The 24,946-nt window shown below is 63.5% G+C and carries 25 protein-coding genes; 6 read left to right on the top strand and 19 right to left on the bottom strand.

Features of this window, described 5'->3' with window-relative positions:
- Positions 1-37 precede the first annotated feature (37 nt).
- Both KBY70_RS00975 and KBY70_RS00980 read right to left on the bottom strand, forming a co-directional pair.
- Positions 38-583: a hypothetical protein gene (locus tag KBY70_RS00975; protein ID WP_254987037.1), complete on the bottom strand. Its 546-nt coding sequence runs from the start codon at positions 581-583 to the stop codon at positions 38-40.
- A 449-nt stretch (positions 584-1,032) separates the two neighbouring features.
- Positions 1,033-1,440, bottom strand: coding sequence for a hypothetical protein (locus tag KBY70_RS00980; protein ID WP_254987038.1), 408 nt, complete (start codon positions 1,438-1,440; stop codon positions 1,033-1,035).
- A 32-nt stretch (positions 1,441-1,472) separates the two neighbouring features.
- On the opposite strand from KBY70_RS00980, the gene KBY70_RS00985 reads away from it, so the two are divergent.
- Positions 1,473-4,112: a PriCT-2 domain-containing protein gene (locus KBY70_RS00985; protein ID WP_254987039.1), complete on the top strand. Its 2,640-nt coding sequence runs from the start codon at positions 1,473-1,475 to the stop codon at positions 4,110-4,112.
- A 193-nt stretch (positions 4,113-4,305) separates the two neighbouring features.
- The gene (locus KBY70_RS00990; RefSeq protein ID WP_254987040.1) at positions 4,306-4,698 is read left to right on the top strand and encodes a hypothetical protein; all 393 of its coding nucleotides are present in this window, start codon (positions 4,306-4,308) and stop codon (positions 4,696-4,698) included.
- A gap of 8 nt (positions 4,699-4,706) precedes the next feature.
- Here KBY70_RS00990 and KBY70_RS00995 read toward each other — a convergent pair whose 3' ends face one another.
- The 10 genes from KBY70_RS00995 to KBY70_RS01040 form a co-directional block, all read right to left on the bottom strand.
- The gene (locus KBY70_RS00995) at positions 4,707-5,012 is read right to left on the bottom strand and encodes a hypothetical protein (RefSeq protein ID WP_254987041.1); all 306 of its coding nucleotides are present in this window, start codon (positions 5,010-5,012) and stop codon (positions 4,707-4,709) included.
- A gap of 136 nt (positions 5,013-5,148) precedes the next feature.
- The gene (locus KBY70_RS01000) at positions 5,149-5,478 is read right to left on the bottom strand and encodes a hypothetical protein (RefSeq protein WP_254987042.1); all 330 of its coding nucleotides are present in this window, start codon (positions 5,476-5,478) and stop codon (positions 5,149-5,151) included.
- A gap of 133 nt (positions 5,479-5,611) precedes the next feature.
- Entirely contained in the window at positions 5,612-5,941 is a 330-nt protein-coding gene (locus KBY70_RS01005; RefSeq protein WP_254987043.1) for a hypothetical protein, read from the bottom strand.
- 322 nt (positions 5,942-6,263) lie between these two features.
- On the bottom strand, positions 6,264-6,923 hold the full coding sequence (locus KBY70_RS01010) for a tyrosine-type recombinase/integrase (protein WP_254987044.1): 660 nt from the start codon (positions 6,921-6,923) through the stop codon (positions 6,264-6,266).
- A 166-nt stretch (positions 6,924-7,089) separates the two neighbouring features.
- Positions 7,090-7,275, bottom strand: a complete 186-nt coding sequence (locus tag KBY70_RS01015; RefSeq protein ID WP_254987045.1) for a hypothetical protein — start codon at positions 7,273-7,275, stop codon at positions 7,090-7,092.
- On the bottom strand, positions 7,272-8,219 hold the full coding sequence (locus KBY70_RS01020) for an ArdC family protein (protein ID WP_254987046.1): 948 nt from the start codon (positions 8,217-8,219) through the stop codon (positions 7,272-7,274). The genes KBY70_RS01015 and KBY70_RS01020 overlap by 4 nt, the downstream gene beginning before the upstream one ends.
- Positions 8,220-8,290: 71 nt before the next feature.
- Positions 8,291-8,527 (bottom strand): hypothetical protein, encoded by a 237-nt coding sequence (locus KBY70_RS01025; protein WP_254987047.1) that lies wholly within the window; start codon positions 8,525-8,527, stop codon positions 8,291-8,293.
- Positions 8,524-8,898, bottom strand: a complete 375-nt coding sequence (locus tag KBY70_RS01030) for a hypothetical protein (protein WP_254987048.1) — start codon at positions 8,896-8,898, stop codon at positions 8,524-8,526. Before KBY70_RS01030 ends, KBY70_RS01025 begins: the two co-directional genes overlap by 4 nt.
- Positions 8,895-9,128, bottom strand: coding sequence for a hypothetical protein (locus tag KBY70_RS01035; protein WP_254987049.1), 234 nt, complete (start codon positions 9,126-9,128; stop codon positions 8,895-8,897). The genes KBY70_RS01030 and KBY70_RS01035 overlap by 4 nt, the downstream gene beginning before the upstream one ends.
- Before the next feature lie 3 nt (positions 9,129-9,131).
- Positions 9,132-9,440, bottom strand: a complete 309-nt coding sequence (locus tag KBY70_RS01040) for a hypothetical protein (RefSeq protein ID WP_254987050.1) — start codon at positions 9,438-9,440, stop codon at positions 9,132-9,134.
- A gap of 1,346 nt (positions 9,441-10,786) precedes the next feature.
- On the opposite strand from KBY70_RS01040, the gene KBY70_RS01045 reads away from it, so the two are divergent.
- Both KBY70_RS01045 and KBY70_RS14450 read left to right on the top strand, forming a co-directional pair.
- Positions 10,787-11,839 carry a hypothetical protein gene (locus KBY70_RS01045; RefSeq protein WP_254987051.1) on the top strand — a complete coding sequence of 351 codons (1,053 nt, stop codon included), beginning with the start codon at positions 10,787-10,789 and terminating at the stop codon, positions 11,837-11,839.
- 271 nt (positions 11,840-12,110) lie between these two features.
- On the top strand, positions 12,111-12,362 hold the full coding sequence (locus KBY70_RS14450) for a DUF1651 domain-containing protein (protein ID WP_409996004.1): 252 nt from the start codon (positions 12,111-12,113) through the stop codon (positions 12,360-12,362).
- A gap of 92 nt (positions 12,363-12,454) precedes the next feature.
- Here KBY70_RS14450 and KBY70_RS01055 read toward each other — a convergent pair whose 3' ends face one another.
- Positions 12,455-12,652: a hypothetical protein gene (locus tag KBY70_RS01055; protein WP_254987052.1), complete on the bottom strand. Its 198-nt coding sequence runs from the start codon at positions 12,650-12,652 to the stop codon at positions 12,455-12,457.
- A 457-nt stretch (positions 12,653-13,109) separates the two neighbouring features.
- On the opposite strand from KBY70_RS01055, the gene KBY70_RS01060 reads away from it, so the two are divergent.
- Complete coding sequence (locus tag KBY70_RS01060; protein ID WP_254987053.1) at positions 13,110-13,382, top strand: hypothetical protein; 273 nt, start codon at positions 13,110-13,112, stop codon at positions 13,380-13,382.
- A gap of 88 nt (positions 13,383-13,470) precedes the next feature.
- On the top strand, positions 13,471-13,839 hold the full coding sequence (locus tag KBY70_RS01065) for an AbrB family transcriptional regulator (protein ID WP_254987054.1): 369 nt from the start codon (positions 13,471-13,473) through the stop codon (positions 13,837-13,839).
- Between the two features lie 87 nt (positions 13,840-13,926).
- Here KBY70_RS01065 and drmC read toward each other — a convergent pair whose 3' ends face one another.
- The 6 genes from drmC to KBY70_RS01095 are packed head-to-tail and all read right to left on the bottom strand — an operon-like array spanning position 13,927 to position 24,884.
- Positions 13,927-14,766, bottom strand: coding sequence for a DISARM system phospholipase D-like protein DrmC (gene drmC, locus KBY70_RS01070; protein WP_254987055.1), 840 nt, complete (start codon positions 14,764-14,766; stop codon positions 13,927-13,929).
- Positions 14,763-16,661, bottom strand: coding sequence for a DUF1998 domain-containing protein (gene drmB / locus KBY70_RS01075; RefSeq protein ID WP_254987056.1), 1,899 nt, complete (start codon positions 16,659-16,661; stop codon positions 14,763-14,765). Before drmB ends, drmC begins: the two co-directional genes overlap by 4 nt.
- A 19-nt stretch (positions 16,662-16,680) precedes the next feature.
- Positions 16,681-20,220 (bottom strand): DISARM system helicase DrmA, encoded by a 3,540-nt coding sequence (drmA, locus tag KBY70_RS01080; RefSeq protein WP_254987057.1) that lies wholly within the window; start codon positions 20,218-20,220, stop codon positions 16,681-16,683.
- Between the two features lie 2 nt (positions 20,221-20,222).
- Positions 20,223-20,546 (bottom strand): DUF86 domain-containing protein, encoded by a 324-nt coding sequence (locus KBY70_RS01085; protein ID WP_254987058.1) that lies wholly within the window; start codon positions 20,544-20,546, stop codon positions 20,223-20,225.
- A gap of 22 nt (positions 20,547-20,568) precedes the next feature.
- On the bottom strand, positions 20,569-20,880 hold the full coding sequence (locus tag KBY70_RS01090; RefSeq protein ID WP_254987059.1) for a nucleotidyltransferase family protein: 312 nt from the start codon (positions 20,878-20,880) through the stop codon (positions 20,569-20,571).
- Positions 20,877-24,884, bottom strand: a complete 4,008-nt coding sequence (locus KBY70_RS01095) for an Eco57I restriction-modification methylase domain-containing protein (RefSeq protein WP_254987060.1) — start codon at positions 24,882-24,884, stop codon at positions 20,877-20,879. The genes KBY70_RS01090 and KBY70_RS01095 overlap by 4 nt, the downstream gene beginning before the upstream one ends.
- Between the last annotated feature and the right edge of the window lie 62 nt (positions 24,885-24,946).

Consider the following 24,946-nt stretch of genomic DNA (forward strand, 5'->3'; position numbering starts at 1 on the left):
GACTGTCCTATGGGTGCAGGCACACTGGCCGCGGCGATCAGGAGGGTTGCTGGCTGACCAGGTGGAGGCCCACCTCAGCAGCCCCCACCACCGGCACCAGCTGATCGGCCCGGAGGCCGCGGCAGCCGGGGGACAGGAACACTTCGCGCCAACGAGCTCCAGGAGGAATCTGGTCGGCGAGCAGGACAGGGGGTGGGCCTGAATAGCGCCAGCCTGGGGAAGGGGCCATGAGCCCTTCGGCAACCCACTGGGCGGACTCCAGCAGATCCTCTCCCCGCTCAAAGTCGTCATCCCGCCGCAGCAGGGCCTCGATCGCTGCTGCTTCGCTCTGGTCTGGGCAGATGAAGACAGCAGAAGAGGGCTCAAAGAACCATCCATAGGTGCAGATGACTCCTTGGGCGGCCGAGATCAAGCAATCCAGCTCGGCAAGCACCTGTATGACCGTGCGGGGGGCATCGGCATGGCGAGTCAGTTGGCGGCTGAGGGCCTCCTGGAGGTCCAGCGCTGCGCTGCAGAGGCCGTTCTCCACCTGTTCCCTGTCGATCGCGCGCAGCAACCGATCTGTTTTCAGCAACGCTTGCATCCCCCTGGTGCGCGTTGGCCATGTTGGCGGAGTGCCCTCATAGGCGTTCTTGAGCAATTCGACTATCCAGTCGCTGCAGGGGTCCAGATCACACCTACCCGAAAGTGATCGTCCTGGCAGATGGCTGGCTGAGGCGACGCTGACACCAGGGGGGTGGGCTGCTGCACCGGTTTTGCCCATCAGTAGCGCTCGTCAGTTGACTGCCCCTATTTGACATGCTTGAGTTGCTTCAGGCAATGATCGTCAGCGGCTCCTCGAATCGGAAGGGGAGTGCAGCAAGGGCCGACCCTTCCGTTCAATCCCAATTACCGATGAGCAGAAATGCCTCGGGGGGAGTGAGCACGGGCACCCCAACGCTGCAGTGCTACGCCTCCCCCCTCTTTCACAAGCTGGCCCATGAGGCCGCGGCAGCAAGCGGGATCAGCACCTCAGGGCTGCTGAGACTCGCGCTAGTTGATTACATCGCACGCCTGGGCCTTCGTGATGGCCTTGCGGAGGAACTGCGGGCCGAGGTGATGGCTCGCAAGTCCTACCGAGTCATCCAAACCCCGGACCCAGCGTCGTTGCACGCCGGCCACCCATCTGCTGCGGCGGAGGGCTGATGAATGGATGCCTACAACAAAGCCGCGAGAGATGGGAACTCTCACGGCGATGCCCCGGCTCAAGGGAACCGGGTTGTTGATGCCTACCAACTCATTCTGGCAGCAGATCAAGCTCTGCTGGTCAGGCGCATCGGCCTCCTCCGCCAGCACCGTGCCCTGGGCTGCGCCGGCCTGGAGGCCGCGGCCGGTCGGCTGATTGATCGCCACCCCGCTTGCCCGCACCCCGAGTCGCTGCTGGTGGACCGGCTCACCCATGCCCGTGATTTCGCGCTGTGGGAGGGGAGGGCATGACGGAATCCGGAAACGGCTACCGCGCTGACCTGCTCGCGCTGCCAACTGATTGGCGGCTGGTACGGGTGGGGAGGCACAAAGAACCGATCGCTGGCGACAACTGGTTTGATGCCGACAACTTCAGCGGTGATGAGGCGGCCGGCCTGCCTGGGTCTGGCCCCCCGGCTTGGGGACTGAAGTCCGGTCCGGTCTCCGGCGTGGTGGTGCTTGACCTGGACGCAGAAGGCTGGCGCGAATCCTTCCAGCAGGAAACCTGCCATCCAATTACCGACCTCCCAACCACCATCGGCTGGACGAGTGGCAAGTCTGGGCGTTCTGGCCATGCTTTCCAGGTTGATCAGGATTGGTGGCCCCATCTGGCCAACCGCCGCTGCTGGGTCAACGCCAACGGCAGGACCTGCTGGGAACTTCGAGGGGATCGACACCAGAGCGTCATCCTTGGCTCACACCCTGAAACCAGTGGTTACCGCTGGCTACCTGGGCGCAGCCCTGATGAGATCCCTGACCCGGCAGCAGCGCCTGACTGGCTGCTCGAGGCATTGCTGGTGCAGGAACTGCCCAACCTTCAGCCGCTGCAATCCAATGAGGACGATGCGGCCCGCGCCGCGGCGATGCTCGAGCATCTGCCCGCCGCTGATTACTGCAGCTACGACAGCTGGCTACGCGTTGGCATGGCGCTGCATCACACCGATCCAGGTCTGCTTGCCGACTGGGTGATCTGGTGCAAGGCAATGCCGAACTTCGATGAGGCCGAGTGCCTGGCGAAGTGGAAGTCTTTCGGCAAGGGCCACAAGGGCCAGCCAGCCACCATCGCGACCCTGTGCCACTTGGCCAAGCAATACGGCTACCGAGAGCCGAAGCGATCACGGAAGCCAGATGTGAGCCATGAGCACCAGAAAACGCATCCAGCAGCGGCAGCGAGCGCGCACGTGGCAAAGCAGCAGCAGGAGGGAGAGACGAACCCCCGCGAAGGCCAGCGGCCTCGCAATCCTGTGACCCCCGCAGAGATGTTGGCAGACCTGCAGAGCTTGGCGGTCAAGATGCAGTCCGACCGCGTGGGCTTTGCCGAGCGGCTCCCAACGCTGCGTCACCGCGCGGGGGACATTGGCCTCACGATTCGGGATAGCGAGCTGCTGGGACTCCTGAGCGCTGCACGCCGGCGGCGGCTCGGAGTGGAGGGATTGCTTGGCCCTGGGGATGTTCTCGACCTGAGCCCGGAGCCTTGGGCCTGGGGCGGCCTGCTGTTGCGTGGCTGCCTCAACCTGCTGGTGGCTGAGCCCAAGCAGGGAAAAACCAGCCTGCTGATCGCGATGATCGCGGCCTGGCATCACGGTGCCGGCACGTTCCTGGGCCGAGAACTGAACGGCCCCTGCCCGCCGGTGCTGCTCATCGGCACCGACCAGGGTCAGGCCGACTGGGGGAGGATGCTGCAGCCCGCTGGCCTGCTGGAAGGCACGGGTAAGACAGGGCGAATCCTGGCCCCCATCGTGGGCCTGGCTCACAGCGGCCGCCCGGTGCACCTTGACCCCGAGGGCATCGACATGATCGCGGAGAAGGCCCAGCAGCATCCTGGCCTGCTGGTGGTGATCGACAGCCTCTCGGCCTGCATCGCCCCCCTGGGCCTCAAGGAGGAGTCCCCCGAGATCGCCATGCCGGTAGCCGAGCTGATGGAACAGCTCGAGCCCCATGGCGCCACCGTGGCGCTCATCCATCACGCAAGTAAGGGCAGGGCAGGGGACAGCGCAACCAGGGCCAGCCGGGGCAGCACAGCTCTGCCCGCCCTGGCCTCTCAGATCCTCAAGCTGGCGCCGGCCACCCCCAACAATCCCCGCGACAACCGTCGGCTGCTCACCACAGAAGGCCGCGGCGGCTCACCCCAGGCCCTGGTGATCGAACGCGAGGGCAGCACCTGGGTTCTGCATGGCGGCATCGATGACCTTGAACAGGAACGCCAGCAGGCCGCGGCCATCGACGGGCTAACCGATCGGCAGGCCGAAGCCCTTGAGGTCCTTCGCGATCGGTGGGCTGGTCACCAGCAGCGAACAACCGCCGCCGACGTGGTGGATGCCCTGGGCCTCACGGGATCGGACCCCCAGGGGGCTGCCCGCCAAACACTCCAACAGCTGGAACGGAAGCGTCTGGCCCAGAGCACCAGGCTCCCCAGCCAGTTCGGGAAGAAGGGCGCCCATGCGTTTTGGCCCACAACGGAGACGATGCAAATGCCCTCGCGCGGGGGCTTTAAAAACCATCTCGGTTGTCTCCGTTCTCTCCGTAGTGACCCCCTCGCGCTTGAGGACCCGCAGCAGACAGATCTGTCAGATCCCTGTAGAGACCCAATAACCGAGAGAACAGAGACAACGGAGACAAAAATGCAGGCCCCCGCGCGAGAGGGGGAGGGCATCTCTGTTGTGGCGCAAGCAGTGGATGCCAGGCCAGCCACCACCACCGACTGGGTGCGGCTGGCCCTAGGCGAGCTGGGGCTGGCCCCTCACGTCGCGATGGTCTCGCGCGTGATGGCCTGGCTGGAGCAGAACCCTGAGCAGCCCGCCTGCACCCGTTCAGCTGTCACCACTGCAATGGCGCGCCTGCAAGAGGAAGACAACGACAACGAAACAGCAGCGCTGTTGGCCGCATGAGTGCTCCCTGGCTACCCCTGATCTCTCCACCTGCAGAGAGTTGCACCTGTGCATCGTGTCGCCGTTTGACCGCAACTCCCGGCGCCTGGCGCCTGGCTGCAGCGGATCTGCACCTCCCGCCGCCGCGGTGCCGCACAGGCTGCATAGGCGCCGCAACCGAAGCCGGTCGTTCTTGTCCTGCGTACCTGTTGCCATGGCAGAAGAACAGCTGAGCGAGGGCATGGGCGGCGCCTTCGCGATGGTGCCCCTCGAGCCCAGCGGGCCCCTGCTGGTGGCGCTGCGCGATGGCCTGCTGCTGCCCCGTGACGTGGCGCTGCTGTGGGTGCTGCTGGCTCGTCTGGATTGGCGCACCGGTCGGGCCTGGGTGAACAGCGCTGAGCTGGCCGCGGCGATGGGCCACAGCCGTACCGAGACCGTTGTGCGTTCGCTGGCCCGTCTGAGGCAGGCGGGGATGGTGGCCAAGGGCAGCGACAAGCGCGACCCGCGGCGGCGGTTCTGGTGCGTCAACCCCTGGGCCGTGGCAGCCACGGGCGGTAAGCACCGGCGCCGGCTGCAGGGCCTGCAGTTCAGCGCTGCTCTGGAGTGAGGCCCCGGTCAGGCGGCCAGCCGTTTGCCGTCGGGGCCGTAGCCGTGCTGGGCCAGGAACTTCACCCGTTGCCGTTGGCGTTCGACCTCAGAGCAGCTCCTGCACAGCTGCAGCTCGGCGCCGCACGGCAGCACCTTGGTGCCGCACCAGTCGCACGCCCCAAGAGCATCGACCGCCTGCTGCGCGGCACTGACTCGGCGCTGCTGTGCAGCGGCCTGGCCTCGGATGGTGCTCAGCGCGGCCTTCTCGACCTTGAGGTTGGCCAGGGCCTGATCCAGCTGCAGCTGGCGTTCGGAGCGGGGTCGTCGAGCCATGCCCCACGTTGCCGCCATCAGTCCACATCGAACAGGTCGGCCAAACCGGCGGGGTTTCGCCTAACTCCAGGATGTCGATCCGAAGCTGCAGGTGGCTGCTCACCGAGGTGTAGATGCCACGCCAGTAGGGGCTCCTTCAGCGCCGGCGGGACCGCACCACGTACCGCACCAGCAGGCCGACGGCAGCCAGCGGCAGCAGGACACCCACCACAGTGGCCACGAACGGCAGCGCAACCAGCACCACGGCCCAGACGGCTGTGCCCAACACCACGTAGACGACCACCTCAGCGGGCTGCACCTTCCGGGGCGACGGTCCGGCTCGGTACAGCTCGACGGTGCCGCCTACTAAGGATCCGCACTGCCATACGCCCTCTGGCAGCTCATCACCCAGGAATTCGAATGTGTTGTTCCGGTGAATCAAGACGCGATTCACCTTGATGCCATAGCGGCTGAGCTCAACGGCCATGGCACTTCAACCTCCGGCGGGTGGTTTCGCTCCGCTCCATGGCCCTAGCGATGACCGCAACGATCATGCCCTCGGCCGCCATCATCTGCACGCGCTTTCCCCATGCTGCTGCGCATCGGAGGCCCTGCCAAGCTCACCGACCCCGGCCGGTGCTCCTGTCTTGGCTGATAACAGTTGCGATCAATGCTCGGTTCCTCGGCGTGTTGGGCAGACCATGGGCCGCCAGCTGTATCTCAATGACCGTGTCGATGCGGTGCAGGCGCGCTTTGTGCTTGGCCCTGGCCTGGTCCCGCTCGGCTGCCCGCTGGCCCGCAGGCTTGCGGTAGTGGTGGACGATTGCCCAGCCGATACCCAGCAGCACCCACACCGGCCATGTCATCAGCATCGCCACCGCCACCAAGGGTGCGAGCAGCCAGAGAAAGTCCTTTGCGCTGGCCTGGCTGGGCTGGTGCGGGCTGGTCATGGTTCCTGTTTCGTAGTGCCTGATCGGTTGCGGATTCGGTTGCGGTCACGTGCACGTTCGGCAGCTCGACCATCGTCTGACTTGCGCCAGCAGGGAGCGCAGAGAGCCCGGCCGGTGCGGGATCGGCCCCGCGGGCTGTCTGGGTCGATCCGGGAGAGCAGGATCGGGCGGCCGCAGAGCAAGCAGGGCGGGGTGTCGGCCTGGTCTACCCCCGCTGCCTTGAGCCGTTCCCGGTAGGCCCGGGTCCGCTCAGCCGATGTCTCCCTGACCTGGTCTGGCATTACTGCAGTGTGACGACTGCGGCCAGTCTGGGCCGGGGTGTTTATGGCTGCAGCGATCCGCTGCCTCCATGCTGCGGGGTAGCTCCAAACAGCAGGGAGCGGGCCTCCTCGGCCTGCGCCCTGGCTGCATCCGCATCGAGGTAGCGCTGCAGGCTGGCCAGGCTCTGATGTCCGCTGAGCTCGGCCAGGGCCCGCAGGGGCAGGCCGGCCTGGTGGGCAGCGGTAAGTGCCGATCGGCGGAAGCTGTGTGAGCTGACCCGCTCCAGCCCTAGCCGTTCGGCCATGCGCTTTATGGCCAGCTGTCCGGCTCGGACGCTGAGCGGCTGGCGCACCGGCTGGCCCGGGAACAGCCAGCCCCGTTCACTGGGGGGGCACTGGTGCTGCCAGGCGTCAAGGCGCTGCAGCGCCTGCGGCGGCATGGTGAAGGCTCGGCTGCGGCCGTTCTTGGTGATGCTGCCCGGCACCGTTACCCGGCCGTTGTGGTCGATGTCGCCCCAGCACAGCAAAAGAGCCTCGCCAATGCGGCAGGCGCCGGCGGCCAGCACCGCCACCAGGGCGGCATCCCTGGAATCGGCGATCGCCAGCAGCTGGCCGATCTGCTGCGGGGTGAGCACGGCCGCCCGCCGCTCGGGCACTTGCTCTTGGTGTTTTCGGTCGCGAATGGCGGCGCGTTGCGCACCGCTGCGGGGTGTGGTGGCCATGGCGTCGGTTGGTGGTGGTGCGGTTCGTCTTTTGGGCAGAAGGCGAAACAGAGGCCCCGATCCCCTGCCAGGCCTTGCCGGTGCATCCGGCCGGCGCTGCAGGGGGCGGAATCGGGCCTTATTGCGAACGGTTTGGAGCCACGTTTCGGGCCCGCTGCCGCTGCGTTCAGGGGGTCGGGGCGCTGCTGGTGGTGTCGTCGTCGTGGTCGTTGAACAGCGGACCCAGGGCGCCACCGTCGAGGGCCAGCCAGCCCTGATGTGGGCCGGCCAGCTGCTGCGGTTGGGGGCTGTAGTCCAGGGGCTGGCCCCCCGGCAGCGGTAGGGCCTCCTGCCGGTAGCGGTGACGCTTCATGCCGCCGCCTCGATCGCCTCTGGCGCGATCAGATCGGCCGCCTTCTTTGCAGCGCCCAGGGCCTTGAGCAGGGCCCGCGGATCCTCCTTGAGCACCTCGATCCAGTTGCCGAGGTAGCTGGCGTGCTCCTGGAGTTCGGAGCCGATCCCCAGCCGGCCGCAGAGGATGGCGCTACCCATCTCGGCGATCAGCTCTTCCCGGGCGTAGGAGGGCGACCCAAACTGCCCGGCCATGCAGCGCTTCAAGCGGGTTTCGTGGCCGGTGCTGTGAACCGCTTCATGGGCCCAGGTCGCGGCGAAGTGCTCGCGGCTGTCGAACGCTCGCGGCTCGGGCAGGCTGATTCGGTCCTGAGCGACGCTGTAGCAGGCCAGTGCGCCGCCGAGCTGAGCCTTCACCTCCCAGGCCTGCAGCACGTCTTCAGCGTGGGCCAGGCGCTCGTGCTCGGGGCGGTCTTCGATGTTGCCGGTCGCCTCGTCGATGCGGCGGGCCAGGGCCGCGGTGCTGTCCTCGTCGATGCCAACCAGGTCGGCGGCATTGAACACGGGCACCAGCTTGTAGACCGTGAAGCTGCGGGCCTTGCTGCTGACCTCGCCGGGCTGGGCGTTGTCGTCTTCGATCGTGACCGGCCGCGGCTGGGCGATGCGGGCCGCCTTGCTGCCCTTGGCAGGGTGCCAGCCGTTGGCCTTGGCCTGGCCGGCGCCCATCCACAGCGGCAGGGTGTTGCCGCGGCTGAGGTTGCCCACCTCCAGCAACAGGGGATTACCCCCGCGGTACTGGTGGCCGGTGAGCAAGTTTCTGTGCTCCCCCTGGTGGCCAACCCACGGCCGGCGCCACGGGTTAACGCCTTGCTCCAGCAGGGCGATGAGATCGGCGGCCAGCTTCTCCTCTGGGCTGGGCCCGTCGTAGGCCTTGCGGGCCCTGGGCTTGGTCTTGGTGGTGGTCATGGCGGGGAACGTCGGAGGGGTGATGGGCCCAGCTGGTGGCCGGGCCCTGGTGGTGGTGGTGTGAGGGCTGGTCAGCCCGCGTAGGGCGGCAGGTCGTAGTGGTCGGCCATGGCGTCGGGCCAGACCGGCATGGAGCCGTCATCCGGGCGAACGGCCACCAGGTCGGCGGGGCAGACCCTGCGAACAGAGCGGGCGACCATGTGGGCTTCGGCCGGGGTGGTGCTCTCCGGGGTCTGCATCAGCTCCCAGGGCAGCCAGCCCCCAGGGCAGGCGATGGCGTGCCAGACGGCGCGGTGTGTGGTCGTCATTGCTCCAGCTCCTTCATGGCGAGCCGGATTGCCTGCCAGGCACGGCCCCGGATGCGGTCCGCGTCGGCTTCGGCCTGGGCCTTGAGCTGCTCGGCCTGGGCGCTGGTGCCCTCCAGCAGGCGGCGGGCATCCAGCTGGGCGGCCTGCCGTATGGCGATGGCATCGCAGCAGGCCTCAGCCCGTACCCGGGCGGCCTCCTCGGCCATCGCCCGGGCCCGTTGCGGGGTGTAGTCGCATCGCAGCTGATCGGCGAGCCAGGGCAGAGCGTCCCTGAGCCATGGGCCTAGGTAGCTGCTGGGCCCCAGCTGTGCGGCGAGGGCCTCGACAGCAGCGAGCTCGTCTGCCTTGGTTGGGGTGGTGGTGGTGCTCACTTGGCCACCTCCACCAGGCGGGCGCCTTCCTTGCGCCATTGGCGGCGCTTGCGGGGCTGAGCCAGGGCAGCGTGGCCGCGGCCGAGGATCCAGCCCTGGCCGTGGCAGCTGAAGCAAACGCCGCCTTGGATGTGGGCGAACCAGGGCATCGAGCCGGTGCCGTTGCAGCCCCAGGGGCACTCGTAGGCGTTGGGGTTGCCGGGCCAGGGGTTGGGGTTGGGGTCGCGCATGGCTCAGTACCCCAGCCAGGTCAGGGCCTGGGCTGCGTGGGTGAGGGGCAGGACGCCAGCGCCCTGGAGTTGGCCGGCGGTGAGCTCCGCCTGCAGCTCGGCCACCGTGGAGCCGTGCATTTGCAGGAGCCGGTGGAGGTCGGCCATAGCGAGCTGGCACGCGTCGTCACTGGCCCAGATCACCGAGCTAGCGAACGTGTCGGAGACGTAGTCCTGGTAGGCGTCGAGCCAGTCGGCGCGACTCCAGGTCAGCTGGTCGATGGGCAGAACCCAGCCCGCGGGCGCTGGTGCGGTTGCGGTTGTGGCGGTCATCAGTTGAACCCGGCCGAAGCCGGGGCGGAACGTGAGGGCGGTGGCGCCGGGTGCGGCAGGGCCTGGGCCTCGCTGCCGGTTGCCGGTTGTGGGTGCGTTCTGTGGCTGGTGCCGGCCGCTGTCGCTGGGCCCGGCTCCACCGCCACGGCCACCATAGCCCCGCAGTTGTCACAACTGCATTGACAGGGTCAAACTCGGGCCAGTGGATTGGCCTGGACGCACTGCAGCACAATAGATCTAGCGAATATTTAAAGATTCGTTGCAGGCCCGAAGGGCAAGCCTGCAGCCCGCGGTTGTCACTGCTTCTGCTGCCCTGCTGGCGGCTGCTGGCGGCTGCTGGCCCTGGCCTGGCTGGTGGTGCTCACCATCGCGAGGGGTGCGCCCTGCTCGCCCGGTCGGGCTGGTGGCGGTCGGCGCCCTGGTGCTGTTTGCCATGCCGCTCAGGCGGTGGACTCAGCCACCTCCGCAGGCAAGTACCTGCAGCCGGAGACCAGCGCCGTTGGCGCCAAGAACAGCGCCCAGGGGCGCCCAGGCCACCCGGTACGGGGGGAGCGCTGTTGCCTCGCGCTGGGGGTCACCACCACATCGCACGACCCCAAAACGGGGCTGGCCAGAGCATCCTTTGCGCCAGTCCGAGACCACCGTCGTTGTGGACCTCACCAACCCCGGAGGTGCTTAGGAGCAGATGCGGCTGAAGCTGGTAGAGCTGCTGAAGGAGGCCCTGGCCCTCCTGATGTAACTGCTCTGGTCAGAGCTGCCCGGGGCCTGTCTGTGCCATGTCATCCACGACGAGATCCTCCTGGGGGCCCCCGAAGCTCTGGCCCAGGCTGCGGCGGACCTGCTGCTGGAGGTGATGCAGGACCCGGGTCTGCAGACCCGTTACCGTCGCTGCAACTTGCTTATGACGGCAGCCTCCGAGACGCGAACCGATCCAGAGCAGATGAGCCCTGGCCCATCGGCTCTGCCCCCCTGAATCAGCAGGCCGTCCCAAATGAACGTGGAGCCAATTGTTGCGCGGGTGCTTTGGGAGTCCCGGTTGCAGCAAGCCAAACACCAGTCATAGACTTGATTTGACGGCCGCAACGCCTCTAGGAAAGTGACGGCGAGTGACAGAAGCGAGAGCTGATGGTTTGGACGCCCTACGCCGATTGGATTTTCACCGGGGTGAGCATCGCCAGCTTGTTGGTAGTGACGTGGCTGGTACTGCGGCCAAGAGCTTGACCCTTGACGTCTTTGCGAGTTAGCACAAAGGTACTTGCCGCAGGGGCCATCAGCAGTGCAGTGGCTCACCCTGGTGGTAGCCACGGCCGTGGACTCAAGGACCCATACAGGTGCCACCAGAAGCCATGAAAGGTGCAGAGGGAGCTGATGGAGTACTCACCCTCTGCTCAGATGGTGGCTCCCCGGGGGTGATTACTTGGGGTGCTGTTGTGCTCAGCAGACCTGTCGATCAAGCTGGGGGAATGAACCAGGCAAAGGAGACAGCGGCTGTTTATGGACCTTTCCTGACGCGAAAAATGGCGCAGGAGCGTGGGCTTAAGCAGTACTACCCCGGCAGCTTCTGCCCCAAAGGGCACTTGGCACCGCGGTTCACTAGCGGCGGAAGGTGCATTATCTGCCAAAAAGAACTGATGGAGCAGAAACGTCAGGAAGGATACTTCCGCGACTACGAAGCCAGGCGGCGAGAAGACGATCCTAACTGGCGCACTAATAAAGCAAGGGTTGCGCGAGATTCGTACCAAAGACACAAAGCTGATGAAGGGGCCAAGGAAAAACGTAAGGCTTGGTACGAACGGTTTAAAGATTCCGAGTGGTACCGAGAATCCACTAAGCGAGCGAAAGCTAAGTTTGCTGCTAGTGGCAAGAAGGCAGAAGCAGACAGGCGCTACGCCCAAAGCGATGAGGGAAAGGTATCGCATGACAAAGCCCGTAGGGAATGGCGCGAACGCTTTGAAGCTGAGAAGGGAATGCCGGTGAGCACTTGGCGGTTAAAAAATGATCCGCAGTTCAAACTGCATTCGCGGCTAAATACTCGGATTAGCGATGCACTCCAAAGGCAAGGCGTTGTCAAAGCTGCCAAGACTGCAGAGTTGATCGACGCACCAGTGGCGGACTTCAAAGCATATCTGTCCGCAAACTGGGAAGATGGAATGAGCTGGGATAACTACGGCAAGCGTGGCTGGCACGTGGATCACATCAGGCCATGCGCGAGCTTTGATCTAACGATCGAGGAACAGCAGCGGGTGTGCTTTAACTGGCGAAACCTGCGTCCGATGTGGGGCACTGAAAATATCAGTAAAAGCGATAACTACGACGCCCATGACGAAGAAGACTGGATAGAGATGATGCGCGAACTCGGCTTCGAAGGCGAATTATTCCAGCTCTATTCAGCCAATTAAGCTCCCCCGCTATCTCCAGGTAAAGCGCCAGCGTTGCCACCCGGCCACGATCCCAGGTTGGTGGTGGGGGGCAGGTGATGCCTAGAGCAGGGTTCAGGTGCTCGGCTGCCAATGGCCAGGCCTAAGCCCGCCTCTGCCGAGATGGCTCCTTGACGGGACAAGATGCATAGGGCTAGTACGGGCATACTTGCGTCAAGGCCGTGAAGAAGCAGGCGTGGATCCAGGACCCCAGGACCACCAACACGATGCGGTTCCACTTCGATCCCAAGAGTTGGAGCGCGCACCCGATGTACTTCGTCGATTCAGGCCGACCGATGCCTGGCGCACTCACAAGCGCCGTAACGACGCCAGGGAGCTGTGGAGGAAACTCCAGCGGCAGGGCTGGAGGCGAGTCGCTCCGCAGTGGGGCCTACCGCTCCACCCTCCAGCTGATCTCCTGGCCATGCCGCCCGGACGGCCGGAAGCTGAACCCATATCTGGAGAAGGTGGCTCCCCGGGGTTTGGCCCCCTCCAGAAAATTTGACATCACGCCGCTGCACCAGCGATGCGGCATGAGTTCTTGCTGTTCATCCGCCGCCGCAGGCGGTAGCAGGCAGCGGGAGCTGTTTGGGCAGCTCACTGCTTCCGCCTGAGCCAGCGGGCAAGCAGGGCATGTCGGTCCTGCCCTTCGATCAGGGCTGCAGCCAGCACGCTCATCCGACCCTCCGGATGCGTGGCGCGCATGATGTCCTTGGCGTGGCCCTCATCCATCGCCATCACCAGCTGGATGCCCGCGCCACCTTCGTCATCGAAGAACACCGCGAATCTGGGCAACAAAGCTGGAAGCTCTGAGTGAGTCTAGCTGGCAAGGCAAGGCACGACCTGTTTTGATGGTCGAAAGAACTCAACGGATGCGCCAGCCTCGCCTTGACCAGGGTTTCACTGTTTACCAGCTGTTGGTGAGCCTCGTGGTTGTCGTGATCGCCGGTTCGCTGTGGACGGCCTACACCAGCCACCAGAAGCTCCAACAGCAGCAACGCTCTGCCGCCGCGCTTCTTTTCAATAGATGAAGCCACACGCCGCTACTGGGAAGCTATCGCCGATCAGGTCATCGACCGTGCTGTAGAGGCGGCTCTGGAGAATCTGGCAAAGCAGCCTCACAACAGTGCCATCCAGCTGCGCTGGCAACTAATGACGCCACCACCACCCGGATTGCAGCCGGGAGATCGGCTCCTCTAACCGCTCCCAGAGCTACTGCGCTAATGGCTTGCTTACCTGGACAGCAGCGGTGATGGGGGTGGGTCCGCGAAATGTTGCGGCGTTGCACAGCCAACAACAAGCAGCTGAGGCACGCTGGGAGCGGCTGCAGATCAGAGGAATGCCACGACTGCGTTACCAGCAGAACCCATTGCCGATCGGCCCGGAAGCGCCACCAGTCGTGCTTTACGGGCCCGAACAAGCCATCCCGCCTGGTCTGCAGGTGGTGGAGCAAGGCAGGCTCGACGTGATAACGCTCGGCCCCTTGTTTGAAGAAGCATCAGCGGCGGCAGAACCAGATCATTGAAACAAACAAGTAAATCTGTTCACCACGATCTGTTCCCACTAGACAATCCGCTGTCTATTGGTACCTTGGCCGAGATAGCTTTAAACCCATGCTTACTGGATCTGAACTGCTCGCCAAAGTCAAAGAGCTCGGCGATGTCTCCAAGTCCGATTTGGTGCGTAGCTGCGGCTATGTGAGCACCATGAAGGATGGCAGCGAGCGCCTGAACTTCACAGCCTTCTATGAAGCCCTCCTCGGTGCCAAAGGTGTCAGCCTTGGCATCGATGGTGGTGGTAAGGGACGCGGCAAAGGCGGCCGTTCGCTCAGCTACACCGCCAAGGTGCAGTTCAACGGCAACCTGCTGGTGGGTAAGGCCTACACCGCCATGCTGGATCTGCAGCCAGGCGATGAGTTTGAAATCAAGATGGGCAAAAAGCAGATCCGCCTGGTGCCGGTGGGCGGGGACGAGGAGGAGTGAGCCACAAGCAGGAGGCTGACATGAACGCCAGCCTCCCATCCCAGGAAGCTACTGAAATCCTCCACTCATCACTGAGGGGTTCTGTTGTCATCCGTCATGGGAGTTCTTCTGGGGGTTGGAGTTTCGCTCAGGGGAGCGGCCGTGCAGTTCGACAAATAGACCTGCCTCCACCAGCTGTTGGAAATGCTGGTTGATCATGTCAGCGCGCCATGGCTCGCGCACTAGCCAGCCGGCCTCGAAGTTGTGACGCTGCGCCGTTTCACTGAAGTTGGCGCTGGTCACAAGGGCTTTTGCTTCTGGTGTTTCAGCATCCGCAATCACAATCTTGGCGTGCTGGTAACAGCGCTCGGCCGAGCCTGAGATCATCCGTTGGTCCACATAGGCGTGAGGTTTGGCTGGCCAAGGCCAGACTTCTCGGTTGAACCATGTTGAGATCGTTGCCATCGCATCAGCGCCGAGGCGATCTTCAATCTGTTTGGGATGGAAGAACAGGTCGACCCGGTTCAGCTGACCATGGGCCAGGCGATCGGCAATGGAGGCGAATAAGTCGCGAAACTCACTGCTGAGGCCGATGTTGTAGGTGGCGATCAACAGGCTGCAGCGCGCTTCGCTGATGAGTTGAGCGACCGTGGCAAACGTGTCGGCGGTTTTGGCATGGAGTGGATCTGGGCCAGACCAGACAAAGCTCCAGGCGTTCCGCTCCCTCTGCAGAGCGTCCTGGGCATCGGCGAGGCGATCCAGCAGCAATGCCATCAAGCGGGGATGAGCCCCCTCTTGCACCATCTCCACCAGCAGTGGCTCGAGCTGAAGGCGGATCGCTTCACTGTGGGTGAACAGCAACCCCTGCCAACTGGTGGGGGTGTAGTTCAGATGCCGGAGATCAGTCGCTACTGCTCGCAATGTCTGAGCCGGCAACGTGAGGTTCATGCGTTGATGAACTCCCAGAAGGATGGATCACCGATTTCGGGATTTGCCGAAACGGTGGGGCTCACCAGGGCTCGATCGAGGAACTCATTGCGGATCTCGCAGGAGGTTTCGGCGATCAATTCACAGCCATGGCAGGCGGCGCCATGGGTGGGGCGGATGTCGAAGGGGTGGTTGGGGTCGTGCTCGGAGCAGAAGGGATCGTTGCTACACAGCTGACCACGCTCGAAGGCCTTCTCCAGATAGGCCACGATCCGCTTCCCGGCACCCACCAGGCCGCCCAAGGTGCCCTCTGATCCGGAGCTACTGGTGAACAGCAGGATGCCGTAGCCGATCTCACTGTTGGCGTAGATCCGCTCGCGGATCGAGCTGGCGCCATAGCCGCACTCCAGTGCCATCTCGGTAATCAACAGGTGGCTGAGGCTGTGCAGCAGGAGGTAAGGGGCTCCAGGGAAGGGGAACTGGGCTTCGTCGAGGCCGCGGGACGCCAGCCATTCGTTTTCGAAAGCCTTGGTGAACTGGCCGGCGCGCATCACCACCGGATCACTGGCGGCCCAGGCCTTGATTGTGGCGGGATCGAACTCGATGAAGATCCCTTCCCCCTTGTTCTCACTGGCCGGCACCCAGCGCAGATCGTTGGCCAGTGGTGCCCGTCGATTCACCTTGGTCGTGTCGATCGGCAGGCCGCCCAGGCTGCTGGTACGGGCCGTGAAGCGGGTAAACCCCACCAGGGCCTGAACCTCCCTCAGACGGTGCACGAGCAGCACCCGCTTGATGGCGTTGCAGAACCAGGCTGGTGCGTTGGGGGGCTGCCACACATCCGCCTCGAACAAGCTCCCCTCGGCTGAGCTGGAGACACCATCCATCGGACCGATCAGCAGGGCCAGCTCCTCATCCTTGGGTTGGGCGAGCTGACCGGCGGATCCGCCCCGCTGGGCCTCGATCGTCTGCCAGAGGACTGCTGGATCCACCCCGGCGAAGACGCTCTTGAGACGTGGGTTGAACTTGATGGCTGCGGACACATCTGCCTCCGCTTCAATCAAGGCGAGGTCGTCTTTGAGTTCGGTGACGCGCTTGGCCAGGGAGTTGGCTTCCTCCGGCAGTGAGATCACCGAGAGGGTCTCGGTGAAGTAGGCGTTGGTGGCCGAACGCACCAGAAGACGATTCTTGGTGGGCTCACCATCGGTTGTGCACTTTTCAGGATCACGGGTGTTGCGGCCCAGCCAGGGCGTGTACCCCTGACAAAGCCCCAGAGGACTCATTTCTGTGACCAGGGCATCGGCAAGCTTGCGGGTGGTGCCCCCTTCTGACTGCACATAGATCTGGGTGAAGTCATTACCGGTGCCGGCTTCCAGCAGGTAGAGACGCTCGGTGTTCTTGCAGCCGAACTGGCGAAAGCAGAAGTCCCGCCAGCGGATGTCGCTGAGGTGGCCATGGGGGCAAGCCATCACGAAGCGAACAGGGACCAGCTGGTATTTGCCTTCGTCGTCCTGATAAGTGCGCCAGTCGGAGATGCAGCCGTCGTTGAAATGCACCAGGGGCCTGGCCCGGCAGGGAATTCCAAAGGCCATCCGCTCGCTCACCTTCTGAGCCACGGACCATTCGGGGAAGCGAAACGCCTTGATCGAACCGCTGATGTTCTTGAGCGGGTCCACCTCCTTGGGCGGGGTGCGCAGGTCAACGCGTGCCACCCCGGTGGCCTGCCGCACCAGGTTCAGCAGTCGCGGCTCATGGATCAGATCGCAGCCACGATCGTTCCAGAAATCCAGCCCCCCGATCAACAGGGAGTAGTCGGGCAAATCAACCATCGCCCCAGGTCCGTAGAGCTGGAGCACCTGGCTCTGACGCGCCTCACCGAGGGGCGGGGGAGCAGCTTTGCGGCGGGTGGAGGGGGGCATGGGGATGTGGGCGACTGGTTCAGTCGTCGGCGGTGATCTCTTCCTTGAAATTCACCATCCGAATCGGTGCGGAGGGCTCCACATCGCGCAGGCTCCAGTTGGTGGTGAATTGCTTGTAGCCCTCGGCTTGATAGATCGGATCGTTGTCGAGGGCGGTGTGCAGGAAGCCGGCACCGGCACCCTTTTCTTCATGGGTCCAGTACTGCAGTTTGGCTTCAGGCTCCTGGGTGAGCTTCCACCAGGCTTCGAGCAGATCGATCACGTGATCGCGTACTTCTGTGGGTAGATGTTCATCGAGGCTGTCGTCAGCGGCACCGGTGGCAACGCATCGATCCTGCAGCGCCTGGGCGATCTGAGCCTTGATGCGCTGCAGGGCATCTGCGGCCATGGCGCCTTTGGCACCAGCCAGGGCTTGATCGCCGTGGCGGGCCATCGCCACCACCACCCCCGGCAGGCCGCGATCAAGAGCCCGGCTGGCAAAGGGTGTGCAGCTGGTGGCCTCCACGTGGCGGTAGAAGGTTTGGTGCCAGTAGGGAAACAGCTCGAAATGGGAGCGATCCCTTGGGCGGTTTGGGTTGAGCAGCACCAGCACTAGGCCCGGCTTGTTTTGCTCCGGGTTGTCGCTGAGCTGGCGGCCAACGCGGCTGGTGGCCTGGATGTACTCGGCTGCGGTTTTCGGTTGGTTGAGCACCACCATCAGACCCAGGCGAGAGATGTCGAGGCCCACCGAAATCATGTTGGTAGCTAGGGCCACATCGAGGTGGTCCTTATCTACGTAGGGCTTGGAGAGCCGATCTTTAGTGCTGCTGATCTTGGCGGTGTTGACGCGAGAGGTGAGCTCCTGCGGTTCATTGGGCCGCTTACGAGTAGCAAAAGGGTTAACGAAGCCCTCCATATCAAGGGCTCGGTTTTTGGCAAATTGCTCCAGCTGGCCACCGAGTTCGTCTTCCAGGATGCTGCGCGTCACGCCCAGCTCCTTGAGGTTGGAGAAATAGCCCAGTAGGGTCATGTAGGGATCGGCTGGGTTGTTGGCGCCCATGGCCTTGTTGTCGTTCCAGCCCTTCTGGGCTGCGGCCATCAGGCCCAGGTAGGAGCGCAGCAGCACGCCCTTCAGGTTGCGGCCCGGCGCCGAGAGGCCCACATACAGCCGCGCCTGGTCGGGATCGGGGATGGTGCGAGAGAAGAAGTTGTCGTCGCGTTCTGGGCCCGGCGGCGGGAAGATCCGCACCTGGCTGCGGGCGAACAGGGCCTTGATCTGGGCCTCGGCCCGGCGCACGGTGGCGGTGGAGGCAATGATCTTGGGTGGCGGCGAGGAGGCGTTCGGCCGCATCAGCCCCTCGATCACCGTTTCATACAAGCCAGCGAGGGTCCCGAGGGGGCCGCTGATCAGGTGCAGTTCGTCCTGGATCACCAGTTCCGGCGGCAGTAGGCGGCCGTGGGGGATCTTGAGGCCACCGGCGCTTTTCTCGGCAGGCCCCCAGAAACCGGCAGGTCCGCTCCTCGTGGGCAACTGATAGGTGCTGACGTTGCCGAACAGGGAGGAGGTTTTGCCGACCCAGGGGAGGGCGGCAAACTTGTCGATCGTGGCGATCAGGAAGCAGGGCAGGCGGCGGTAGATCTGCTCGTCCACCGCCAGCACCGGCAATGGCGTGCCCTTGTGGAAGGGGCATGGCCCCATGTGGGCGAAGTCCTGCTTGGCCTCAGGAGAGCGGGGTTCGCGGCAGTAGATCTCCAGTCGATCGGGATTCCTCGGGGGCAACAGGTGAAAGCCTTCCGGCTGGAGGGGGCGGTTGCACCAGGGGCAGGTTTCGATCGGGATCGGCCGATCGCGCTTGCCCGCCTTCCACTTGGTGAGCATGGCGTGGGTGGACTGTTGGTCGCTGTCGCCCTGTCCGCCGAGCTTGTTGGGGGTGGCGGCCTTGCCCACCCACATGCCGATCTCGAAGGGCCATTGACCCAGCAGGTAGGGGTCGCTCTTCTCGATTCGCTCCAGGCGCTCGAGCTCGAGGGCGCAGATCAAGGTGGCAGCACGGCCGAGCTGATCGAGGGTGAGCAGCCGCAGGGTGTAACGCATCAGGACGGTGATGCCGGCTGATTCGATCCCAGGGCTCTGGAGGCGGCGATGCACCAGGAGGAAGGCCGCCAGGCCCAGGTAGGCCTCCGTCTTGCCGCCACCGGTGGGGAAGAACAGCAGCTCCACAGCCTCACGATCCAGCCGGCCATCGGGGGTCTCAGGAGCCGCCAGGCCCGGCAGATTCATCAGCACAAAGGCCAGCTGAAAGAAGCGCCACTTCGGGATGCGAGTGTTCGGAGCGATGCCGATCTGATCGGGCGGCACCTTGGCGCTGAAGGCACTGCGATGGCGGCTGGCGCGGGCCATCACCACGTTCATGGTGCGGAAGGCCTCGCGCACCAGGGGATCAGCCAGCAGCTTGATGCCGTTTTCGATGCGCTTGGCGCAGGCTTCCGCTTGGGCCCGCAGCTGCTTGGCGGTTTCGTTCTGATCGTTGTCGCTGATGGGGTGTTTCGGTTGCTGGGTGATCCAACCCCGGTAGGCCGTCACCATCGGCATCAACTCTTTGCCGATGCGTTCGCTGCGGGCCAGATCCGCCAGGGCCTCCATCCCCATGGGCACGTTGGTGCCGGGGGGTGGTTCGGGAAGGGTGCGGAACACCCGGGCGGTGGGGAGCCAGGTGGTGGTGAGCGTGTGGCAGCGGGCGGGGTTGTCGTCTGGGATGCCTGAGGCGATCACGGCGACGTTGTGGCCGCTCGCGAAGCAGTAATCGCGCCGGTATTGAAGGGCTGCGAGGCGTTCGTCGGGATCCTTGGCGGCCTGCTGCAGGGCATCGCGACGCGGTGGGAAGCCCTGGGGGCAGTGGAGGCTCAGCTCCACCTGGAAAGCAGACACCGGATCGCGGTGACGGATCTGGTTGGTTTTGGGGGGCTCCCTCTTGTTGAGCAGAAAGAGCGACACCGACAGCTGATCACTGTGATAGCCGAGCTTGTTGGGGGCTGGCCGGGCGATCCAGCGCAGGCAAAGGCCCTGAGGGTTGGCCTCCAATGGGATGTCTGGGCTGGTGCCCTCGTCGGCAATCGTGAGCGTCACGCTGTGGCGCTGGGGGCTGCGCAGCCAGAGCTTCTCGTCGTCGCCATCGACCGGGGCTGTGTAATCCCCCCAGGAGACCGTGGCTTCAATGGTGGAGCCGCGCTCCAGGATGAAGCTCAAGCCGCAGGACGAGGTAAACCAGCTGCGGCGGGTGTTGGCCTGATCAAGGGCATCATTGGCGTCGTCGTCCTTTTCCTGCTTCTCCAGGCGGTTGGCGGCATCGCTGCTGGGTTCTTCTCCGGCGAGATCAGAGAAGGAGAGTTGTTCGTCTGTTGTGGTGCGGCCAGCTTCCTGCTGGAACACATGGGGCACCAGGAAGCCGGTGGTGAACCAGACCGATGGCGGCTGGGGCAGTTGCTCATGGCGGCGGGCGACATCGTCCCAGCTGGGGCCGATCAGATCGCTGTGGAGGGCAGCGACGAGCTGGGAGCGGATTTCAGCGGAGGTGGCCATGGTCAGGGAAGCTCCCGATCGAGGCGATCGAGCAACTGACGGCACTGATCGACCAACACAGGCAGATTGGTCTTGATGACACCCCAGACCAACTGGTTGTTGATATTGATGTACTCGTGGGTGAGCTTGTTGCGAAAGCTGATGATCTGCGGTGCCGGCTCGATCTCTCCGAACAGCGCCTGATCACGTTGAGACAGCTGCGTCAGCGCTTCACCGATGGTGATGAATTCACGCTCGACAGAGGAGCGGATCAGACGACTGTTGCCGTACTCGTCGAGGCTGATGCCAGCAATAGCCTGGTGGATGGCTTGCCCTGCCTCGATCACATCGCTGAGGAAGGCCCGAGGATCACGCTTCATAGATCAACTTCTTCGAGGCCTCGATATCGCGGCGCACGTAGGGATTGCGTACCGCATCGGCCATCACCAGATCCACTGGTTTGCCGGTGATCGCGGCCAGTTGGCGCTCCAGGCCGAAATAGGCCTTCACCAGGGCACCCGGCTCGATCGGCTGGAACTCCACGAGCAAATCCAGATCGCTCCGGCTGGGGTCGAAGTCGTCGCGCAGGGCCGAGCCGAACAGGTGCATGCGCAACACCTGATGCCGCCGGCAGGCGTCGGCGATGGCGTCGAGCTGGGGTTGGGCGAGGGCGAGGCTCATAGCGCCAGTCCGATCTGCTCAGTATCGGCCGGATCAGCGGCCTTGGCAGGCCTGCCGCGACGCTTGCCGCCAGCGGCGGCTGTGGCTGCAGCCTTCTTGCCGCCCTTGCTGTGGAGGCCCTGGGCGACCTCCTCCTCGTAGCGCTCGGCATTCAGCGCCAGCAGGCGGGCGAGCACGGTATCGCGAACGGCATCAGGCCAGCGGTAGCGCCAAGCCAGCTCACCTTTAGAACTTGAAATGCCCATCGACCTTAGGTATTCCTGAAAACGAATTGCGCCATAAGCGTCGGGGAAGAAATAACTGCCACCAGAAGTGCGGCAAGCAATTGCATCTGGCATCTCGACATCCTCGGGCATATCAAGTTCTTCCAGAGCAAACCCGTAAGAAAGGTCCAAATCATGCCAACCATATGAATTCAAGACCTCTTTATCTAGACTCCTGCGAGCAGACCGGAGCGCATTAATCTCACTTTCAGTCGTAGCAATAATTGGGCTATGAAAAAGGTTGTACACACTTGTAAGACCAATACCAAGCTCCCGAGAAATAGCACTTCTTATTTGGTGGTATTGAGAGCCACACTCGCTCAGGACCACCAGCTTTTCGCTGGCGGGGAGAGGAAAAGTGGAAAACGAAGTAGATGTACTATATCTAGTTGCCTTGCCAAGTCTGGAGGAAGAAATTGCTACGAAGCATGAATGCAGGGTAGATTGCAATACCGCAAATAGCGAAGGTCTATCGTCACAGAAAAGAATAACTGCGTCAGAATAAAGGTGGTGGGGATCGACAAATTCAAAGAATAAGTGCTTAGCTACACGAGTGCAGGCCAGAATTCTTTCAAGTCTTCTCGCCTTGTCAAAGAACTCTGTTCGCTTATCCCAGAACAGCCAAGGGCGATCCTCGTGAACCTGCTGAGTGTACTTCTTTCTTTCATCAGAATTAACCCTACAAATAACCTTAAGAATCTCGCCGCAATCTCTAATCTCATCGAGACTTCGCTCGCCAAAGTCGATGACATATCTCCCTCCATCTTGACCAATGCAGTTATTGAGTATATCCCCGTTAACGTATCTCCGCAAGTACTTTGATATTCCAGGATTATCCTTTCTGATCAACTCCAGATCGCTATAATCAACGACGAATGCACTTCCAATCAGGCAAACACCCTGAGAAAAACTAATGCCGTGATTCAGCCTCTTCGCCTCCTCTATGTCAATTCCGCCTAGCAGTGCGGGGCTAATCTTATCGACGACACGATCATTTAGAATGGGCGCAAAGCCACTTCCGCCTTTGCAAGCGCAAATGATTGTGATCACGACAGATGCAATTCCGGGCCAGTCTCTATCAGTCACCGCAGAATAGATTTCTCCATCATGCTCCTGAATATATGCAAGCCCAACCCTTCTTGTAGCAGTCTCAGAAATAGAATTAGTCGCTACGAACGCCATCGCGCCTTTGGGCCGCAAAAGCTTGTACAATTCTCTAAAGAAGTAGGCACACAGATCTGCAGCTCCAGCCTTTGCGAGTGTCCTGCTCGTAAGATAGTCAGAGTAGACATAGCCAAGAGCACCCGCAATCCGACTGCCTCCAAGGAATGGTGGATTACCGATAAATACATCAAAACCCGGTTGATCCCGGCCGAACACATCGGGGAAGGCCAGCTGCCAGTGCAATGGCTGAATCCCCTTCTCCCCCTCACGCAGTCGCTCCAGGGGCTCAGCCAGTTCTGCCTCCAGTTCATCCGCTGAGTTGTGCTGCAGGGTGGCCTCCAGATACAGCTGCTTCAGCTCCTCGCGGTCCTTCGGCTTCTTGCCGTTGAAGAACGCCGCCACCAGCAGATCCCCCACCGTGCGCAGGTAGGCGGTACTGGCGTTCAGATCGTCGAGCGCCTGGCGCTTCTGGGCGTCGTCGGCATCGCTGCGGCTGTCGGCATGGAACAGGGCGAAGCTGCGGGCCTCCTGCTGGCGCACCTGATCGAGATAAGCCATCTGCAAGTCGCGCTGCAGGCTGGCCCCCTTCAAGGCCTTCTCGATCTCGGCGCGCTCCATGCCCACCAGGGAATCGCCGCACTTCAGGGCGTGATCCACAAAGGTGAACGGTGCGTCCTTGCTCAGGCTCACCAGCCACAGGCTCAGGCGGGCCAGGTTCACCGCGAAGGGGTTCTTGTCGACCCCATACAGGCAGCTCTGCGCAATCAGCCGGCGGGCATAGATCAGGGGTTCTTCGCCCAGAGCATGGCCACCCGGTTTCAACTCCTCTGGCAGCCCCTCGCGGACCCAGGCCTGCTCCAGCAGTTCGGCCAGGTAGCGGCAGCACTCCACGAGGAAGGCGCCGGAGCCCATGGCTGGATCGCAGATCTTCAACGCCAGGATCTGGGCCACGGTGGGTTTGCCGCCGCAGCGCTCCAGCCAGGGGCGCAACGCCTCCTCCACGATCGGCCGCGTCAGCGATCGGGGCGTGTAGTGGCTGCCGCTGCGCCGCCGCTCTTCCGTTGGCTGAAACACCAGGCTGCCGGCCGCCTGAGGCCCATCGAACAGCTCGTGGTTGATGCGCGGGGCCAGGGCTTCCAGCAGCTCGCCTTCGCTGGTGGCGGCCTTCAGCGCATTGGCCGATTTGGGCGGCAGGGTGGTGGCCGCTTCTTCTTCCAACCACGCCTTGCGCTTCCCACCCGGCAGCGCCAGCAGGGCATCGAGATCCACCGCCGTGGTGAGCTGCTTCTTTGCCCCCTGGGGTTTGCTCTTCAGGCCGATGCAGCGACCAGGGATTCGGCGCACCGCATAGCCCATGATCCCTTCGTACACCGAGCCGATCTGCTCCACGTCCAGCGCCCGGTAGCTGATGCGCTCACCCTTCACCACCAGCAGGTTGGAGAGCACCTCGTGCACCACCCCATCGCTGATCCAGGGTGTTTCCAGCCAGGGGTAGACCGCCGGATCGAACAGCTGCCCTTTGCGCGCCGGCAGGTAATCCACCGTGGCGCCACCGCCGGCGAACACCAGCTGGCAGAGGCTCATCAATCCGGCCCAGGCGCCGTAGCGCTGCTCCATGGTGTCGGGAAACTCAGCGGCGTCCTGCTCCAGCCGCTCAAAGACACCGCTCACCTTGTAGTTCTGCTCATACACCGCATCCTTTGGCAACAAGGCGTTGTCTTCCGCGTAGAGCAGAAACACCAGCCGCATCAGCACCGTGATCAGGCCGCCATAGAGCTGCTTTGGTTCGTTCTCGGCCAGATGCCCCAGCAGCAGGCCGCCCTGGCGCTGGGTGAGTTCATCGGCCTGCTGGAAGCCCCGCAGCAACTCCCACAGCGCAGCGAGCACCTGATCGGCCAGGGCGTTGCTCACCACCGCTTGGAAGCTGCGGCTCTTTTTGAGCACATCAGCGAGCCGGTAGCCATCGGGATCGAGGAACACATGGCTCTGGCCCAGCAGCAGATCCAGGCCCGAGAACATCAGCCGGCCGCTCACCGCCGCGAGATCCTTGAGCGAGAAGGTGATGTGCCCAGAGCTTTCACCCTTCGGGGCCACCACCAGCCGCAGCTGACTGCCGTTGAACAGCAGCCCCGCCTCCACGCCTGTTTCGCGCAGTAGCCGCTCAAAGCGCTCCTGGGCACTCGCGCGCCAGAGGTGCTCGCCACCGGTGACCTTCTGATCCAGGGGCGTGAGCAACGGCAATTCCTGCACGAGCAGCTGGGCGCCATCGCCGGCCGCAGCAGGCACCACGGCTGAAGGTTGCAAGGTCTCGCCGAGTTCAGGTAGGTCCCTGGTGTAGCCCTCGATCAGGTTCGGGTCGCTCTGGACCTGATCACCACTCCAGCCCAGGTGATCCACCAGCAAGGTCTCGATGCGGGAGAAACCCAGCTCCCGGTCTTCCGCATCCGCCTCTTCATCAGAGCCAAGGGCTTCAAGGGATTCCCGGTAGCGCTCCTGCCGCTCGATCAGCTCACTGCCACTGCGGGTCACCACCCAGCCGGCGTCCTGCATCGCAGCCGGGGCCACCACCAGGCCCACCGGCTGTAGGTAGCCCAGCCACTCCTGGTGGGCCAGCAGCTCTGGATCGCGTTGGACTCCTC

Origin of the sequence: Cyanobium sp. ATX 6E8, assembly GCF_024346335.1 — a bacterium.
Taxonomy (GTDB): Bacteria; Cyanobacteriota; Cyanobacteriia; order PCC-6307; family Cyanobiaceae; genus Cyanobium_A.